This is a genomic window from Methylobacterium sp. GXF4 (assembly GCF_000272495.1).
GTDB classification, from domain to species: Bacteria; Pseudomonadota; Alphaproteobacteria; order Rhizobiales; family Beijerinckiaceae; genus Methylobacterium; species Methylobacterium brachiatum.
Genome location: NZ_AKFK01000077.1, coordinates 50571 through 68067, shown reverse-complemented (window position 1 = coordinate 68067; position 17497 = coordinate 50571). Strand labels below are relative to the sequence as shown.

Annotated in this window: 14 protein-coding genes; 4 read left to right on the top strand and 10 right to left on the bottom strand. The window is 71.1% G+C overall.

Going from position 1 to position 17497, the window contains the following annotated elements:
• Positions 1-248: 248 nt before the first annotated feature.
• Together WYO_RS21405 and WYO_RS21400 are read right to left on the bottom strand one after the other, a co-directional pair.
• The gene (locus WYO_RS21405; RefSeq protein WP_007566390.1) at positions 249-4331 is read right to left on the bottom strand and encodes a Pls/PosA family non-ribosomal peptide synthetase; all 4083 of its coding nucleotides are present in this window, start codon (positions 4329-4331) and stop codon (positions 249-251) included.
• Between the two features lie 194 nt (positions 4332-4525).
• Positions 4526-5113: a histidine phosphatase family protein gene (locus WYO_RS21400; RefSeq protein ID WP_007566387.1), complete on the bottom strand. Its 588-nt coding sequence runs from the start codon at positions 5111-5113 to the stop codon at positions 4526-4528.
• A gap of 99 nt (positions 5114-5212) precedes the next feature.
• Between WYO_RS21400 and WYO_RS21395 the strand changes: the two genes are divergently transcribed.
• Together WYO_RS21395 and WYO_RS21390 are read left to right on the top strand one after the other, a co-directional pair.
• Entirely contained in the window at positions 5213-6205 is a 993-nt protein-coding gene (locus tag WYO_RS21395) for a polyphosphate kinase 2 family protein (protein WP_007566385.1), read from the top strand.
• Positions 6206-6220: 15 nt separating this feature from the next.
• Positions 6221-7375: an AAA family ATPase gene (locus WYO_RS21390; protein WP_007566383.1), complete on the top strand. Its 1155-nt coding sequence runs from the start codon at positions 6221-6223 to the stop codon at positions 7373-7375.
• Here WYO_RS21390 and fabI read toward each other — a convergent pair.
• Complete coding sequence (gene fabI, locus WYO_RS21385; protein ID WP_007566382.1) at positions 7372-8196, bottom strand: enoyl-ACP reductase FabI; 825 nt, start codon at positions 8194-8196, stop codon at positions 7372-7374. The genes WYO_RS21390 and fabI overlap by 4 nt on opposite strands.
• Before the next feature lie 126 nt (positions 8197-8322).
• Entirely contained in the window at positions 8323-9261 is a 939-nt protein-coding gene (locus WYO_RS21380) for a DnaJ C-terminal domain-containing protein (protein WP_007566381.1), read from the bottom strand.
• 204 nt (positions 9262-9465) lie between these two features.
• Here WYO_RS21380 and WYO_RS21375 point away from each other — a divergent pair, with 204 nt between their 5' ends.
• Positions 9466-9852, top strand: a complete 387-nt coding sequence (locus WYO_RS21375; RefSeq protein WP_007566380.1) for a VOC family protein — start codon at positions 9466-9468, stop codon at positions 9850-9852.
• Between the two features lie 12 nt (positions 9853-9864).
• On the opposite strand, the gene WYO_RS21370 is transcribed toward WYO_RS21375, so the two are convergent.
• Both WYO_RS21370 and WYO_RS21365 read right to left on the bottom strand, forming a co-directional pair.
• Positions 9865-10677, bottom strand: coding sequence for a Crp/Fnr family transcriptional regulator (locus WYO_RS21370; protein WP_007566379.1), 813 nt, complete (start codon positions 10675-10677; stop codon positions 9865-9867).
• Between the two features lie 136 nt (positions 10678-10813).
• Positions 10814-11695 (bottom strand): GH25 family lysozyme, encoded by an 882-nt coding sequence (locus tag WYO_RS21365; RefSeq protein ID WP_007566378.1) that lies wholly within the window; start codon positions 11693-11695, stop codon positions 10814-10816.
• 202 nt (positions 11696-11897) lie between these two features.
• On the opposite strand from WYO_RS21365, the gene WYO_RS21360 reads away from it, so the two are divergent.
• Positions 11898-12341, top strand: coding sequence for a DUF488 domain-containing protein (locus WYO_RS21360; protein WP_039903617.1), 444 nt, complete (start codon positions 11898-11900; stop codon positions 12339-12341).
• 7 nt (positions 12342-12348) lie between these two features.
• Here the strand turns inward: WYO_RS21360 and WYO_RS21355 are convergent, their stop codons facing one another.
• From WYO_RS21355 to WYO_RS21340, 4 genes are all read right to left on the bottom strand, one after another.
• The gene (locus WYO_RS21355; RefSeq protein ID WP_007566376.1) at positions 12349-12714 is read right to left on the bottom strand and encodes a hypothetical protein; all 366 of its coding nucleotides are present in this window, start codon (positions 12712-12714) and stop codon (positions 12349-12351) included.
• A 33-nt stretch (positions 12715-12747) separates the two neighbouring features.
• Positions 12748-12957: a hypothetical protein gene (locus WYO_RS21350; protein WP_039903653.1), complete on the bottom strand. Its 210-nt coding sequence runs from the start codon at positions 12955-12957 to the stop codon at positions 12748-12750.
• A gap of 175 nt (positions 12958-13132) precedes the next feature.
• Positions 13133-14053, bottom strand: a complete 921-nt coding sequence (locus WYO_RS21345) for a response regulator transcription factor (RefSeq protein WP_007566372.1) — start codon at positions 14051-14053, stop codon at positions 13133-13135.
• Entirely contained in the window at positions 14046-17420 is a 3375-nt protein-coding gene (locus WYO_RS21340; RefSeq protein WP_007566370.1) for an ATP-binding protein, read from the bottom strand. The genes WYO_RS21345 and WYO_RS21340 overlap by 8 nt, the downstream gene beginning before the upstream one ends.
• Positions 17421-17497 lie beyond the last annotated feature (77 nt).

Below are 17497 nucleotides of genomic sequence, written 5' to 3'. Positions count from 1 at the left end.
CGGTCCGGCCGCCCAGACCTTGGGCGGCTGTGCCTCTTCAGGCCCGATGCGCCATGGATGCTGCGCACTACTGGACGCCACCGAACGGGCGCGAGGCCCGCCCTCCTGGGGGCCGGTCGCGGTCCACGACGAAGGCTCGCCTGGTCTTGCTTGGTGCCCCCTCCGACCCGGCGCCCCTATCCTGAGGCGCCCGGCGATCGGAGGGCACGTCACGATGAGGGCATGGGTGGGGACAAGGCCGAGACACACTATCCCGCGTCGCGCGCCGCGTGGATCACCGGTACCGCCGGCGCCCCTTCCCACTCGGTGCTGGCGGGGATCGATTCGCCCTTCATCACGATGGTGAGCGGGCGCAGGCGCGCGTAGTCGCCGACCTTGGTGTCGTACAGGACCGTCGCGAACGACCCGACCGAGACGCCGCGGCCGACCACGACGCGGCCGATCTTCATGATCCGGTCCTCGTACAGGTGGGTCTGCAGCGCGGAAACGCGGTTGATCGTGGCGTAGTCGCCGATCGACACGCAGTCGAACTCGGTGATGTCGGTGGTGAGCATGCACACGCCCTTGCCGACCTTCACGCCGAACAGGCGCAGGGCCCAAGGCAGGAACGGCGTGCCCTGCAGGTGCTCGAGCAGCACCTTGCCGGCGAGGCCCCAATAGGCCACCGCGATCGCCTCGGTGCGCATCGCCCACCAGGACCACATCGGCTGCATGCCGGGCTTGTAGACGCCCATCAGCAGCCACTTCATCGCGATGACCGCGGCGGACTGGATCAGCGCGATGCAGACGCTGGCGGTGACGAAGCTGACGGCCAGCCCGGTCCAGTCCTTCTCCAGGATCGCCGGGTAGAAGTACCAGTCGATCACGGTGATCGCCAGGGTGATGTAGAGCATCGGCGAGAAGGAGGTCGCGAACGCCTCGAACACGCCGCGCCGGATCTTCGGCCACATCCCGGGCTCGTAGGTCTGGGCGTTCGATCCGAGATCGACCTTCTGGCGGGCGGGCAGCCGGATCGGCGGCGAGCCGAACCAGGTCTCGCCGGGGCTCATCGCGTCGTTGGCCGGCGGCTTCGACTTGATACCGATCAGCACGTCGTCCGGGATGACGGCGCCGGGCGGGACCACGGCATCGTTGCCGACGAAGACCCGCGCCCCGGTGCGCACCGGCTCGAGATGCATCCAGCCGCGGCGGATCTCCTCCTCGCCGTACACGACCTCGTCGGCGATGAAGTTCTTCGCGCCGACCTCGGCGAGGTCGTAGCGGCCGGCGAGGTTGGTCGAGATCTCGGCGCCGTGGCCCATATTGGCGCCCATCAGCCGGTACCAGGCGCGCATGTAGACGGTGGCGAAGAGCGACGAGAGCGTCTCCAGCGTCACCTCGACGGCGAGCGCCAGCGACCACTTGCGCAGGTAGAACAGCGAGTGGACCGAGTAGGTGCCCGAGCGGGTCCGCGGCAGCACGATCCAGCGGATGCCGGCGATCAGCAGCACCGTGCCGGCGGTCATCAGCATGGCGGTCGGCCAGGTGAGGATCGGCAGGTACCAGTGGTAGTCGACATCGGTGATGTCGGAGAGCGAATCCGAGATCTGGTCGAAGATGAAGAAGGCCGGGAAGATCGGCAGCAGGCCGACCGCCGGGATCGCGCCGAGCAGCACGATATAGGCCGCCGCGAAGGCGGCGCGGCGCGGGAAGGAGGCCTCGGCCGCCGCCGGCAGCTCGGCCGGGTTTGCCAGGCCGACTTTGCGGCCGGGCGAGCCGTCCCAGATCTCGGCCGGACCGACCCGGGTGCCGGTCGGGATCGTGGTGAGGTCGGCGATCTCGGCCTGCGCGCCGATCACCGTGTCGTGGCTGAGCACGCAGGAGGTGCCGATCGCGGCATCCGCACCGATCTCGACGGAGCCGATCACCAGCTCGTTGCCGACGATCTCGGCATTGGCGATGACCAGCCGGCCGCCGAGCGACGCGCCGTCGCCGATGGTGAGCAAGTCGGGGGCGCCGATCTCGATGTCGGAGATCAGCGCGTCGCGGCCGACCTTGGCCCCCATCAAGCGCAGGTAGACCGAGATCGCCGGCGAGCCCTGGAGCCACTTCACGTGGACCAGGGGTGCCAGGCGCTGCGCCAGCCACCAACGGTAGTAATAGGCGCCCCAGAGCGGGTAGCGGCCGGGCTTGGTCTTGCCGAGCACCAGCCACTTGCCCGCCACCGCGACCACCGCGGTCACGCCGTTGATCGCGATGTAGACGAGCAGCAGCACACCCAGTTCGGCGAAGAAGCTGAGGCCGCCGCCGGTCAGCAGCAGGTAGGTCACGAACATGCCGAGCCACTGCGCGGTGGCCAGCGCGATGACGAAGGGCAGCGCGACGGCCTGGGCCAGCCCGCACAGGGCCCGCCGCAGCAACGGCGGCGGTTCGAAGCTCAGGTCGCGGACCGAGGCCGCCGCGCCCATGCCGCCGGTGCGGGCGATCAGCGCGTCGGCCATCGCCCGCATGGTGCGCAGGGCGTAGACGTCCGGCAGGGTGATGCCGGCGAGCGCCGGGGCTTCGCGCACCGCCGAGACGAAGCGGGCGGCCAGCAGCGAGTGCCCGCCGAGATCGGCGAAGAAATCGCCCTCCAACGGGATCGGCTGGTTGCCGAAGACCTGCTTGGCCGCGGCGACCAGCGCCGCCTCGGTCTCGTTGGCCGGGGGTTCCTGCTCGCCGTCGGCCGACACGACCGTGAGCGGGGCGATCTTCAGCGCCTTGCGGTCGACCTTGCCGGAGGTCAGGCGCGGCAGGGTCTCGGCCAGCTCGAAATGGCCGGGCACCATGTAGGGCGGCATCTGGCCGGCGAGCGTCCGGCGTAAGGTGGCGGTGTCCACGGTCCGGCCGCGCTCGGGGATCAGGAAGGCGACGAGCCGGTCGACGCCGTCGTCCTGGCGCAGCACCACGGCGGCCTGGTTGATGTCGGGCACGCTGCGGATCCGCGCCTCGATCTCGCCGAGCTCGACCCGGAAGCCGCGGATCTTCACCTGGTCGTCGATGCGGCCGTGGAACAGGATCCGCCCGGCGGCATCGAGCGAGACCGCGTCGCCCGAGCGGTAGAGGATCGGGTCGGTCCCGTCCGAGGCGAACGGGTTGGCGATGAACTTTTCCGCCGTGAGTTCGGGCCGCGCCAGGTAGCCCCGGGCGACGCCGGGACCGCCGATCAGCAACTCGCCCTGCTGGTCGCGGTCGAGCAGGCTCAGATCCTTGCCCGCGACATAGACCGAGTAATTCGGGATCGGGCCGCCGATGGTCACCGGCTCGCCCGGGCGCATCTCGGCCGCGGTGGCGACCACGGTCGCCTCGGTGGGCCCGTAGGTGTTGAACAACTGGCGCGCACCGGTGGCCCAGCGGGCGACCAGCGGCTCGGGCAAGGCCTCGCCGCCGAGCAGGACCAGGCGCACGGTCGGCAGGTCGCCGGAGATCATCGCCAGCAGGGTCGGCACGGTGTCGAGCACCGTGATCCGCTCGGCCTCCAGGATGCCCGGCAGGGATTCGACGTCGCCCATCATGGCCGGGCTCGCCACGAACAACGTCGCGCCGACGAGATACGGGACCCAGATCTCCTCCATCGACAGGTCGAAGGCGACCGAGGCGCCCTGGAACACGATGTCGTCGGCGCGCATGCCGTAGAGCGCGTTCCCCGACCGGAGGAAGTGGCAGATGTTGGCGTGGCTGATGACGATGCCCTTGGGCACGCCGGTCGAGCCCGAGGTGTAGATCAGGTAGGCGGGATGCTCCGGCGTCAGGCCGGCGGCGCGGGCATCCGGCACCGGCGCATCCGCGGGCGTCGCGGCATCGAGATCGGCCGGGGTCAGGGCCGGCGCCGCGCTGGGCGCGGCGGCAGCGAGCGCCGGCGAGACCAGCAGCGCCTTGGCGGCGGCATCCGTCAGACAGACCCCGACCCGGTCGGCCGGCGCCTCGGCGTCGAACGGGAGCCAGGCGGCGCCCGACAGGGTGATGCCGATCTGGGCGACGAGGAGGTCGGGACCGCGGGCCATCCAGAGGCCGACGATGTCGCCGGGGCCGATACCGCGATGGGCGAGGCCGGCGGCGATCCGCCCGGCCCGGGCGGCGACCTCGGCATAGGTCAGGCTGGGGTGGACGCCGCCCGCGATCACGCGCGCACCGTCGATCAGGCAGGGATGCTCCGGCCGGGCGCGCGCCGAGGCCAGGAAGATCTCGGCCAGCACCTCGTCGCGGATCAGGTCGGGGCGGTGCGCGCCGCGCAGCACGGCCGCCCCGTCCGCCGGACGCTCACGCGCCTCGGCAGCCGGTCCGGACCGGGTCTTCTCGGCGAGGTCGCTCATCCGCTGCTCCGCTGGCCGACCGAACAGGTCGGCGCATACCGTGGCGACCGCCCTATAGCCAGTCGATCATGCCGTTATCGAGGCGGCTTTGAACCCTGGGTGAAGGACGGCTTAGCGCGCCTTACCAAACGCACGGGCCGCCGGGCTGTCTTCCACCGCACGCGAGCGTGCCGCGGGCATCCCGCGCGAGACGCTCAGGCCCAGCGCCAGCCGGTCGGCTCCAGGACCAGCACCTCGCCCTGGCGGATGCCGAGGCGCGGCGCGGCGTAGACGTCCAGCAGGCCAAGGGCGACCAGGGCCGCCCGGGCGACGCCGCCATGGGCCACCACCACGGCATCCCCCTGCAGATCGGCGAGGACCGGCCCGACCCGCTCCACCAGGGTGGCGTAGCTCTCGCCGCCGAGGCCGGGCGGACGGTGGTTCCAGCGTTCGCGGTCGCGCGCCGAGGCCCCCCCCGGGTCGCGGCGGCGGATCTCGGCCCAGGTCGAGCCCTCCCAGGTGCCGAAGCCGATCTCCCGCAGCCGCGGATCCGTCCGGTACGCGCCCGGCGGCAGGCCCAGCGTGGTGCGCAGAATCTCCATGGTCCGCCGGGTGCGCTTGAGCGGGCTCGCGAGGAACTCGGCCTCCGCCAGGCCCGGCCCCGCCACCGCGGCCAGGCGCTCGGCCACGGCGACGGCCTGCGCCTCCCCTTGCGGGTTGAGGTCGATGTCGCGACTGCCCTGCAGGCGGCCTTCGGCATTCCAGGCGGTCTGGCCGTGGCGGATGAAATAGATCGTGGCCAACCGTCTCAAAATCCTGTCGCTGCGCAGGCGCCCGGAACGGCCGGGCTTGCCAACCGTTCTGCGCGTTCGTCGGCAAAGCCCCTCAACACGGTCCTGCCCATGTCCAAGAAGCACGGCAAGCATCTTCCCGGCCACTCGCAGGACGGGAGCGTGACAGACGGCCCGGATCGGCACCAGGCCGCCCGGGCGCGGGCGCCCTCAACCGCCGTCTGGGCCGGGGCGGCGGACGCGATCGCCGGGACGGTGCCGGCCGCCCTGGGCAGCCACCGGCAGATCCCGATCCTGGCCGCCCCGGGGATCGTGGCGGTCGAGCCCGGGACGCGGATCGACCTGTCGGCGCTCGACGCGGACGCCGATGGCGGCCTCGACAAGCTCTGGGCCAAGGACGCCCTCGGCCAGGAGCGCGAGCGCATCAGCGCGCTGCAGGAGCGGCTCTATGCCGAGCGCGCGCGCAGCCTGCTGCTCGTGTTCCAGGCGATCGATACCGGCGGCAAGGACGGGACGATCCGGGCCGTGCTCAAGGGCGTGAACCCGCAGGGCTGCACGGTGTCGTCGTTCAAGGTGCCGTCGAGCGACGAGCTCGATCACGATTTCCTGTGGCGCTACCACGCCAAGACGCCGGGGCGCGGCATGATCGGCGTGTTCAACCGCAGCCATTACGAGGACGTCCTCGTGGTGCGGGTGAAGGGCCTCGTGCCGGACGCGGTCTGGCAGGGTCGCTACCGGCTGATCAACGATTTCGAGCGTCTGCTCACCGAATCCGGCACGGTGGTGATCAAGTTCTTCCTGCACATCTCCAAGGACGAGCAGAAGAAGCGCCTGGAGGCCCGGATCGCCGACCCGGAGAAGCACTGGAAGTTCGACCCGGCCGACTTGGTCGAGCGGAAATCCTGGGACGCCTACCAGCAGGCCTTCTCGGATGCCCTGTCGCAATGCTCGAGCCCGCACGCCCCGTGGCTGGTGGTGCCGGCCAACCACAAGTGGTTCCGCAATTACGTGATTGCCCGCACGATCGCCGATACGCTGGAGGCGATGGACCCGCGATTCCCGAAGGCCGCCAAGGGCATCGCCGACCTGAAGGTCCCGGACTGAACGAAGGGGTGCCGCATGCTGTTGGTTCGGGAGGTCGCGGTCTCGGGCTACCGTTCGCTCCGGCGGATCGGCTTCCCGGTGGACGGCCTGTCGGTGTTCGTGGGCGGCAACGGCACCGGCAAGACCAACCTCTATCGCGGCCTCGAATTGCTGCAGGCCGCAGCCCGGGGGACGCTCACCCGGGAGCTCGCCGCGGAGGGCGGGATGGATTCGGCGCTCTGGGCCGGGCGTCGGCGGCAGGGGGAGGCCGCGCGGGTCCGCCTGTCCGCCACCCTGCACGAGGACGGGACCGGGCAGGACTTCGCCTACGCGGTCGAGATCGGGCTGGTGCCGCAGGTCAACGGCATCCCCACCGGCGCGGCCTTCGCCCAGGAGCCGCAGGTCAAGACCGAGCGCCTGTCGGTGCGCACGGGCGGCCGGACCGCCGTCATCCTCGACCGCGACGGCCGGACCGGCTTCGCCCGGGACGAGGACGGGCGCAAGCGCTCGCTCGGCACGGAGTTGCTGCCCACCGAGACGGCGCTCGGCACCTTCCTCGACGCGACCCTGTACCCCGAGATCGCCCTGGTGCGTCTCGCCATGACGGCGTGGCGCTTCCACCACGCCTTCCGCACCGACGCCGAGTCACCGCTCCGCCGCCCCTGCCTCGCGGTGACGACGCCGACGCTCGCCTCGGACGGGTCCGACCTTGCGGCCCTGTTCGCCACCCTGGCCCATATCCGGCAGGACATGGCGGATCTCGACGAGGCCCTGGACGAGGCGTTCCCGGGCGCCAGGCTGGTGGTGCCGGTGCCAGGCCGCGAGGCGCGTTTCGGGATGACGGTGCCGGATTTTCCGAACCGGGTCTTCGGCCCTCCGGAATTGTCGGACGGGACCTTGCGCTACCTCGCCCTGATGGGCGCCCTGCTCGGCTATCGGCTGCCGCCGTTCATCGCGTTGAACGAGCCGGAGACCAGCCTGCATCCCGACCTGATGGACCCGCTGGCCCGGCTGATCGCCCGGGCGGCCCAGCGCACCCAGATCTGGCTGGTCACCCATTCCGGGCGGCTCGCCGACGGGATCGCGAGCCATGGCGGCGCCCGGCCGCGGGTCGTGGTCAAGCGTGACGGCGAGACCTGGATCGAGGGGCTGAGACTCTCGGGGGATTTCGCTGACGACGCAGACGACTAATCCTTGTCGAGGGTCAGGTCCGGCGCCTCGGGGTTCTTCATGCCGACGACGTGGTAGCCCGCATCCACGTGGAGGATCTCGCCGGTCATGCCGGCCGACATGTCGGAGATCAGGTAGGCGGCGGTCTCGCCGACCTCGCCGATCGTGACGGTCCGGCGCAAAGGGGCGTTGTACTCGTTCCACTTCAGAATGTAGCGGAAGTCACCGATGCCCGAGGCCGCCAGGGTCTTGATCGGGCCGGCCGAGATCGCGTTGACGCGGATATTCTTGGGGCCGAGATCGGCCGCGAGGTAGCGCACCGAGGCTTCGAGCGCCGCCTTGGCCACGCCCATCACGTTGTAATGCGGCATCCATTTCTCGGCGCCGTAATAGGTCAGCGTCACCAGGGAGCCGCCCGGGCGCATGATCTTCTCGGCGCGCTGGGCCACCGCGGTGAACGAGTAGCAGGAGACCAGGAGCGACTTGGTGAAGTTCTCCTCGGAGGTCTCGAGGTAGCGGCCGGTCAGCTCGTCCTTGTCCGAGAAGGCGATGCAGTGGATGACGAAGTCGATGCCCTCGGGGAAGACCCGCGCGGCCTCCGCGAACACGGCGTCGATCGTGGCTGCCTCGGTCACGTCGCAATGCCCGATGACGTGGGCGTCGAGCTCCTTGGCCAGCGGCTCGACCCGCTTGCGCAGGGCGTCACCCTGGTAGGTGAAGGCGAGTTCGGCCCCGTGCGCGCGGGCGCTGGAGGCGATGCCCCAGGCGATCGAGCGGTTGTTGGCGACCCCGAGCACGAGGCCCCGCTTGCCCGCCAGAATGCCCTGCCCGTGTTCCGCCATGATCGATCCTGGAAACCTCTCGGCCCCTCGCGGCACCGGCGGTCTCCTTAGCGGAGGCGGACCGGCGACGGAAGTCCGCACCGGGCCGCCGCGCGGCCCGAGAGGCCGCGCCTGTCACGCAGGCGCTCAGGCGGCCTTCGCGCGCCGGCTCCGGGCGAACTCGATGAGCGCCGGATCCTCGCTCTCCGGCAGGGTGATCGCCGTGGTGGCGAGCAGGTCGCCGCGGGTGCCGTCCTTCTTGGGCAGGCCCTTGCCGCGCAACCGGAAGGTGCGGCCCGAGCTGGTCATGGGCGGCATCTTCATCTCGACGGCGCCGGTCAGGGTCGGCACCCGGATCGTGCCGCCGAGCACGGCATCCTCCAGCGGCACCTCGACGCTGGTCTTCAGGTCGGCCCCGTCGACGGTGAAGCGGGGATGCGGCCGGACCCGGATGGTGAGCAGCGCGTCGCCGGGCTCGCCGCGGGGGCCGGCGCTCTGCCCCAGGCCGCGAAGCCGGATGGTCTGCCCATCCTCCACGCCCCGGGGGATCACCACGTCGACCTCGCGGCCGGTGGGCAGGGCCAGGCGCAGCTTCTCCTCGCTGGCGACCTGCTCCAGGCTGACGGACAGCTCGGCCGCGACGTCGTCGCCCTTGGCGGCTTGGCGGGCGCCGCCCGGCCCGGCGCCGCCGGCGCGGAACGCCTCGCCGAAGATGTGCGAGAAGATATCCTCGCCCATCCCGCCGCCGCCCATGCCACCGCCCATGCCGCCCTGTCGGCCGCGGGCCATGTTCTCGAAATCGAAGCCGCTCGACCGGCCGCCGCCGAACCCGCCCGAGAATCCCTCGAACCCGGAGGCGCGGGGCCGGCCATCGGCGTCGATCTCGCCGCGGTCGAACTGCTTGCGCTTCTCCGAATCGCCCAGGATCTCGTAGGCCGAGTTCGCCTCCGCGAACCGGTCCTTGGCCTTCACGTCGTTCTTGTTGCGGTCGGGGTGGAAGTCCTTGGCGAGCTTGCGATAAGCCTTCTTGATATCGGCTTCGCTCGCTCCCTTGGGGACGCCCAGCACGTCGTAGGGATTGCGCATCGGTCTCTTGAGCTGTGCGGTGTGGGATTTCCACCCGGATGTGGGAAGGATGTTGCATCCCTGCAACGATCGCGGCGGCGAAAGTCTGCGGGTTCGTGCGCTGCGTCAAGCGGCGGATCTCGCCCCGGGACGCGCGACCCCCTACCCTTTGTCGGCGACGCCATGACGGGCCGGCCGGGACCGGGCCCCGGAGACAGACACGCGATGCAGTACGCCTGCGACCACGTCCATCTGCGCAGCCGCGATGCGGTGAAGGCCGCGTCCTTCTACGTCGAGACTTTCGGGGCCAGGGAAGTGAAGCGCGTCGGCGCCGACCCGGTGCAGCGCATGGTGCTCGATCTCGGCGGCCTGACCGTCTTCATCGAGCAGGCCCCGCCCGAGACCGCCCCCGCCACGCAGACGCCCTGCCTCGGCATCGAGCATATCGGCCTGCGCGTCGCCGACATCGAGGCGGCCATGGCCGATCTCACGGCCCGCGGCGTCACCGTGCGGGCGGGCATCACCGAGCGCGGCCCGGGCCTGCGGATCGCCTTCGTGGAGGGACCGGACGGGGCGCTGATCGAGATCCTGGAGCGCCGGTCGGCCGATTGACGCCGGCCCGGCTCAGCCGTGCGCGCTGCTGCGCAACGCCAGGGCGGGCTCCGGATCGGCATCGACCGGGGCTGGCGGCTCGATCCGGTCGAGGCCCTCTGCCGTGTAGACCGCGCCGAGCACGGTCTTGAAATGCCGCTGCACGCGGGAATGGCACTCGCAGGCCGCCGCCGACATCGCCCGGCGGTCGAGCACGGTGATTCGCCCGCGCCCGACCCGGATCAGGCCCTGGTCCTGCAGGGTGCTGAGGATCCGCGTCAGATAGGTGCGCTGGACGCCGAGCATCGAGGCCAGCAACTCGTGGGTGATCGGCAGCGTGTCGCCGCCGATCCGGTCCTGGAGCGTCAGCAGCCAGCGCAGGCAGCGCTGCTCGATCGGGTGCAGGGCGTTGCAGGCCGCCGCCTGCAGCACCTGGGCCAGGAGGCAGTCGGAGTAGCGCGCGAACAGGTTGCGGATCTCGGTAGACTGGCGCTTGGCCTCCTGCAGCCGGTCGGTCTCGAGCCGCAGCATCGGGCCGCCGATCTGCACGATCGCCTCGGTGGAGGCCGGCACCCGGCCCGCGCTGACGATCCCGCCGACCGCGCCCTCGCGGCCGATCGTGGCGGTCTCGGCGCAGCGCCCGTCCCGGGTGGCGATGATCAGCGCCACCACGGTCTGCCCGCACGGGAAGGTGATGTGCGTCACGTCCGAGCCCGCCTCGAACACGATCGCGCCCTTGTCGAACGCCACCGGCTCGAGATGCGGCGCGATCAGCGCGCGGTCGGCCCCTCGAAGCGCGTCGAGGAGCAGGTTGCCGGTCGGGGCGGCGGCGCGGTCAGCGGGCATTGCGGGATGAGGATCGTGGAACAAGAGGCTCCCGAAAGGATCCTCACCGGTTGCCCGCCTGCGAGCCGGCGAACCGGACACGCTTATATCCCACCCCGTGTTCGTGAACCAACTTAAGTCTATCGGGCCCGCTCAATTATTTGTCGGTGCACAGGCCCTGTTCCGAGAGCCGCCGGTGCTCGCGAGGATCACAATCGGTCGACAGGAACGAGGCCCAGTCGGACGGCGTGCCGTAGAAGGCGTTGCGGTCGACGTCGCCCTGCACCCCGGGGACGCGCCCGGTCGAGGTGAACTGCCACAGCATCCATTTGCGGTTGACGAAGCGCTGCTCCGGCTCGGCCGCGGTGGACCGCAACCAGTGCGGGTAGTCCGGCAGCTCGCCTTCCAGCACATCCTTGTGGAAGGTGATGTCGGTGTAGATGATCGGGCGCTTGCCGGTGTAGCGCTCCATCTCCTCGAGCATCTCGGTGACCATCGCCAGGGCCTGCGCCTTGGGCAGCTTCTTCGGGCAGGTCTGCGAGTGGCCGTTCCACTCGACATCGAGCACCGGCGGCAGGGCCGTCGGGTCGTTCGGGACGTTGCGCTTGAACCACTCCATCTGGTCCCGGGCGGAGCGGCACCAGAACACGAAATGGTAGGCGCCCCGCGGCACGCCGGCCCGGGCCGCGCCATCCCAGTTGGTCCGGAAGCGCTCGTCGACGTGGTCGCCGCCCTCGGTCGCCTTGATGAAGGCGAACTGGGTGCCGGCGGCCCGGACCGAGGCCCAGTCGACGTTGCCCTGCCACTTCGAGATGTCGATGCCCTGGATCGGGTGCTGCTTGGCCTTGGCCACGCCCGGATGGGGCTTCGCGTCGCCCTTGGTCGGGTAGAAATTCGTGCTCGAGGCGCAGGCCGCCAAGCCCGCCAGCGCGGCGATGGCCAGCACCCGGGTGGCGATTCGCCGGACGCCCCTCAGGGGGCCGACGCCACGGCCGCGCTCGGCGGACGGAACCTGCGAAAGCTTGTAATCCCGCACCATCAGTGTTCAGCCCGCCACCGAAGAAGCGCCAAAGTCAGGCGTAATCGATGGCCCTGACGCAGTTAACGGAGCTTTGCGATCTTTGCGGCGGAATTCCGGGATGCGTTGCGCTGCCGCGACATACCGCATCAATCCCCGGTTGGTGCACAGCCCGAGATCCGGCTAAGTGCCCGTCCCGCAACGCGAGTCCCGTCACGGTCCCGTGAGCAAGCAATTATTCACCATAGGTTACGAAGGGCTCGACCCCGAGCGCCTTACGGATGCGCTGCGCTCGGCGGGCGTTTCGGTCCTGGCCGACGTGCGGGCGGTGGCGAACTCGCGCAAGCGCGGCTTCTCGAAGGGCGCGCTGGGGACCGGGCTGGTCGAGGCCGGGCTCGGCTACGTGCATCTGCGCAGTCTGGGCACCCCGAAATCCGGGCGCGAGGCGGCCCGGGCCGACGATGCGGCGCTGATGCGCAAGATCTACTGCGAGGAGGTGCTCGACACGGCGGCCGGCGGCGTCGCCCTCGACGAGCTCGCCGCCCTGGCGGAGGCGTCCCCGATCTGCCTGCTGTGCTTCGAGCGGGATCCCGCCCGCTGCCACCGGCGCGTCCTGGCCGAGCGGCTGGCGGAGCGGGGTTTCGTGACGACCGATCTGTTCGGCTGAGGCCGGCTCAGCGCATCGCCCGCCCGGCGGCGAAGCGCCGGATCGGGGCCATGGCGGCGCTGAACAGCATCCGCGGCGTGCGGAGCGCTCCGAATTCCCGCGGGATCGGCCGGCGGCGATTGGGATCGTTCACCGGCTCGACCGGCAGGTACAGGGCTTCGAGGAACGACATCTCCAGGAGTGTCGTGCCGGCCTCGTCGGCGATGACCAGGGCGGCGTCGAGCAGGCGCGGGTCGCCGCCGTGCTGGCGCATCAGCCCCCGGACGATCGTGCGCGCGGCGACCCGGGCCGCATCCATATCGGCGATGTCCTGCGCCGTCGGCGCGGCCAGGTAGGCGCCGTCGAGGCGAATGTAGAAGTAGGCGCGGACCATGGTGGCGCTCCGGGGCGGATCGGGCAGCAATCGTCAGGCAGCCTGGGCGCCGTCCTGGGGCTCGGCCTTCTCGGTCGCCGATTTCGGAACGAAGGCATCCGCCAGGAGGCTGAGGCGGCGGGCCATGTCCCGCACCTCGTTCAGCGCGATCGATTTCTGGCCTTCCTTGACCGCGCGGGTGATGTCGCTGACCTGCGTGGTGGCGACCCGCCTCAGTTCGTCGGCGAGCTGGTGGCTGGTCATCATCGCATCCGTTCCCGAATTGGTTCGTCTGTGCGCGGACCGTGGTGGGATGCCGCTTACCAACGGGTTTCGCGCTGCAGCGATGCCTGTGGACAACGGTCGGGGCCGCGGATTCACCCCGCGCGCGGACGCCGAGCCAGCCTCTGGATCGGCAGCAAGCGAGTCGAGCGGCGACTCAATCCTGCAGGTGGCGGGCCGCGATGATCGAGGCCGCGGTGCGATTCTCGACGCCGAGCTTGGCGTAGATGCCCTCCAGGTGCTTGGTCACGGTGCGGTGGCTCAGCCCTAAGATCTCGCCGATGTCGCGGCTCGATTTCCCCCGGGACAGCCAGAGCAGCACCTCGGCCTCGCGGCCGGTGACCGGGAGCCGCGCCCGCAGCCGCTCGACGGCGCCCGAGCCCTCCTCGCGCGACAGGCGCAGCAGGATCTCGTCCGGGGTGCGGCCGATGAAGCTGAGCGTGTAGGCGGTGCCGTCGGGGCCGGTGAGCGTCAGCGCGTTGGCCGAGGCCCCGGCGAGGCAGCCGCGCAGCCAGTCCCGGGCGCGGGCGGGCAGTTCGAGGGCGCCGGCCGGGTTGGCGCCGAGCCCGGCGAGCAGCCGCCCGGCCTGCGGGGTCGACCACAGCACCGCCCCGGCCTCCGAGACGGCGAACAGGGTGCGCCCGGCGGTGTCGAGGGCGGCGCGGGCGCTCTGCGCGGCCCGGGCGCTGGCGAGGTGCACGCGGATCCGGGCCAGGATCTCGTCCGGGGCGATCGGCTTGGTGACGTAGTCGATCCCGCCGGCGCTGAGCCCCTTCACGATATGCTCGGTCTCGCTGAGCCCGGTCATGAAGATCACCGGCACCCCGGCGAGCTGGGGCTTGGCCTTGAGCCGCCGGCAGGTCTCGAACCCGTCCATGCCCGGCATCACCGCGTCGAGCAGGATCACGTCCGGGGTGATCTCGTCGACGAGCGTGAGGGCGAGGTCGCCGCCCACCGCCACCAGCACGGTGGCGCCCGAGCGCTCGATCGCCTCGGTGAGGAAGCTCAGCGTGTCGGGCGAATCGTCTACGACCAGGACGACGTCGCGGCTCGGCTGGTTCGTGGGCGCCTCAGCCATGGCGGGCGAGTCCTTGCAGGACCGAGAGGTAGCGGCGCAGGTCGTAGCCCTCCACCAGCCCGCGCATCTGGGCCACGAAGGCGGGCGGCACCGTCGAATCGCCCTCCATCTGGGTGAGCTTGGCCTCGATCGCCCGGATATGGCCGATCCGGCCGAGGCGCAGCAACTCGCCGACATGCTCGGGCCCGGGATGGCTGATCTCGGCGAGCGCCGGGGCGGGCTCGCGCAGGGCGGGCGTCGCGGCGTCGGTCCATTCGAGGTGCAGCAGCTTGCCGATCCGCTCCAGCACGTCGCGCAGGTCGAAGGGTTTCGCGAAGATCGCGTCGTGGGGGGCGTCGTCGCCGCGCACGGGGCTGATCTCGTGGACGTTGGCCGACATCATGGCGATCGGCCCGGCATGCCCCTCCGCGCGCAGCGTCGCGGCGGCGGCCCAGCCGCTCATCCCCGGCATGGCGATGTCGAGCAGGATCAGGTCGATCCCGCCCCGCGCCACCGCCGCCAGGCATTCCGGCCCCGAGCCGGCCTCGAGCACGGAGATCCCGTGTGGCTCCAGAATCGCCCGCATCAGGGCCCGGTGGGCGGTGTCGTCGTCGGCCACCAGGATCGTGCGGCGGGCGCCGGCATAGGCCCGCTCCGGCGCGGAGGCCGGGGCCGGCAGCACGATCGGAGCGGGCTGGGCCACGGAGGCCAGCATCAGGCGCAGCCGCGCCTGGGTGCCGCCGCCGGGGGCCGCCGCCACGGTGATCTCGCCGCCGAGCAGTTGCGCCAGCAGGTCGGCGATAGTGAGCCCGAGCCCCGTCCCCGGAGTGCTGCGGGCGGCCGGGGTCGAGCCCCGCTCGAACGGCTGGAAGATCCGCGCCAGATCGGCCTCCGGGATGCCCGGGCCGGTGTCGCGGATCGTGAACATCGCGATCTGGCTGCGATAGCTCAGGTCCAAGGTGACCGTGCCGGAGGGCGTGAACTTGATCGCGTTGGACAGGAGGTTGAGCAGCACCTGGCGCAGGCGCTTCTCGTCGGTGGCGACCACCGCGGGCAGGATCTCCGGCCGGGAGAACCGGAATTCGAGGCCCGCCTCCCGGGCCTGGAGCCGGACCATGTCGACCAATTGGTCGAGGAACTCGGTGAGCCGGACCTCGTCCCGGTGGATCTCGAGCCGCCCGGCCTCCATCCGCGAGATGTCGAGGAGGCCGTCGATCAGGCCGGACAGGTGCTGGGCGCTGCGCCGGATCACCCGGATGCCGTTGAGGCGCTGGGCTGGGATCGCGGGGTCGGATTCGAGGAGCTGGGCGTAGCCGAGCACGGTGGAGAGCGGCGTGCGCAATTCGTGGCTGATGCCCACGACGTAGCGGCTCTTGGCCTGGTTGGCGGCCTCGGCCCGCTCCTTAGCCTCCTGCAGCTTGGCGTCGGTGAGCTTGTGGGCGGCGATCTCGGCCTCGTAGAGCGCGGTCTGGCGCATGGTCTCGGCCTGGGCGACCCGCCGGCTCTCCTGGGCGAGCACGAACAGCCACGCGACCACCCCGAGGATCACCACCAGGATGAAGAACACGCTGGTGAGCGCCGTGCGCAGGACCGCCCGATGCTCGGGATGCGCGATGGTCGCCCCCGCATGCACGATCCCGAGGATCAGGCCGATCACCGCGCAGAGGGTCAGCATGACCGCGAGGTAGCGCCCGAGCGGCGCGCCGATCCAGGCGGCGGTGCGGCCGGGCAGGATCCGGCCGAGCGTCTGCTGTGCCTGAGCCTCCAGCCGGCCATGCGGCTTGCACAGGTCGCCGCAGCGGGCGTCGAGCGAGCAGCACAGGGAGCAGATCGGGGCGTCGTAGGCCGGGCAATGGGCAATGTCCTCGCCCTCGAACGGCAATTCGCAGACCCGGCAGGTGACCTCGCCCGCCCCCCAATCCCGCTTTGGAATCCGGGCGAGGTACCAGCGGCCGCCCGTCGCCCAGGCGATCACCGGTGCCGTCGCGAAGGCGGTGGCCAGGGTCAGGAGCGGCGCGAAGGGCTGGAGCGCGTGGCCGAGCAGGCCGGCATAGGCGAGGCCGCCGAGGGCGAGCGCCAGCGCCATGGCGCCGGTCCCCACGGGATTGATGGCGTAGAGGTGGGCGCGCTTGAACTCGATGCCCTCGGGCGAGAGGCCGAGCGGCTTGTTCACCGCGAGATCCGCGGCCAGCGCCCCGACCCAGGCCGAGACCACGGAGGCGTAGAGCGGCAGCGTGCTCTCGATGGTCTTGTCGATGCCGAGCTCCATCAGGAGCACCGCGATGGCGACGTTGAACACCAGCCAGACCACCCGGCCCGGATGGCTGTGGGTCAGCCGGGAGAAGAAGTTCGACCACGCGATCGAGCCGGCATAGGCGTTGGTCAGGTTGATCTTGAGCTGCGAGACCAGGACGAACAGCCCGGTGAGCAGGAGCGCCGCCCGGCCGCCCTCGCCGGTCACGTAGCCGAACGCCACCGCGTACATCCGGGTCGGCTCGGCGGCGTGCTCGGGCGGGACGCCGTGCCCCAGCGCCAGGACCGCGAGGCCGGCGCCGAGCAGGATCTTGAGCATGCCGGGCACGATCCAGCCGGCGCCCCCCGAGAGCACCGCCAGCCACCAGCGCCAGTCGCGTTCGCCCACCGGCTCGGGGACGAAGCGCAGGAAATCGACCTGCTCGCCGACCTGGGCGAGCAGGGCCAGCAGCACCCCGGTGGCGAGCCCGAACCGGCCGATGTCGAAGGCCGCCCCGCCGCCGTCGAGCCCCGGGAACGCCGCGAGCGCGTGCAAGGGCGCGGCGCCCTGGGCCGCCACGAAGACCAGCGGCAGCAGGCTCAAGGCCACCCAGAGCGGCTGCGTCCAGATCTGGAATCGGCTGATCAGCCGGATACCGTAGACCACCAGCGGGATCACGGCGGCGGCGCAGACGAGGTAGCCGATGCCGAGCGGCAGCCCGAAGCAGAGCTGCAGCGCCAGCGCCATGATCGCCGCCTCGATGGCGAAGAACAGGAAGGTGAAACTGGCGTAGATCAGCGACGTGACCGTGGAGCCGAGGTAGCCGAACCCGGCGCCCCGGGTCAGCAGGTCCATGTCGAGCCCGTAGCGGGCGGCGTAGACCGTGATCGGCGCCGCGGTGGCGAAGATGATCAGGCCGACGACCAGCACCGCCGCCAGCGTGTTGGGGAAGCCCGCCGTCAGCGCCAGCGTCCCGCCGATCGCCTCGAGCGCCAGGAACGAGACCGAGCCGAGCGCCGTCTGAGCGACCTGGAAGCCGGACCAGCGACGGGCCTTCTTGGCGGTGAAGCGGAGGGCGTAATCCTCCAGCGTCTCGTCGGCGACGAAGCGGTTGTAGTCCCGGCGGATCGGGATGATGCGCTGGGGACCGCTCATCGCAGCCTGGTCCGGCGCATGGGGCTTCGTCCGCGCACGCGCGCGCGGACACACTCCGCCGCCCGGGCGCCGCCCAC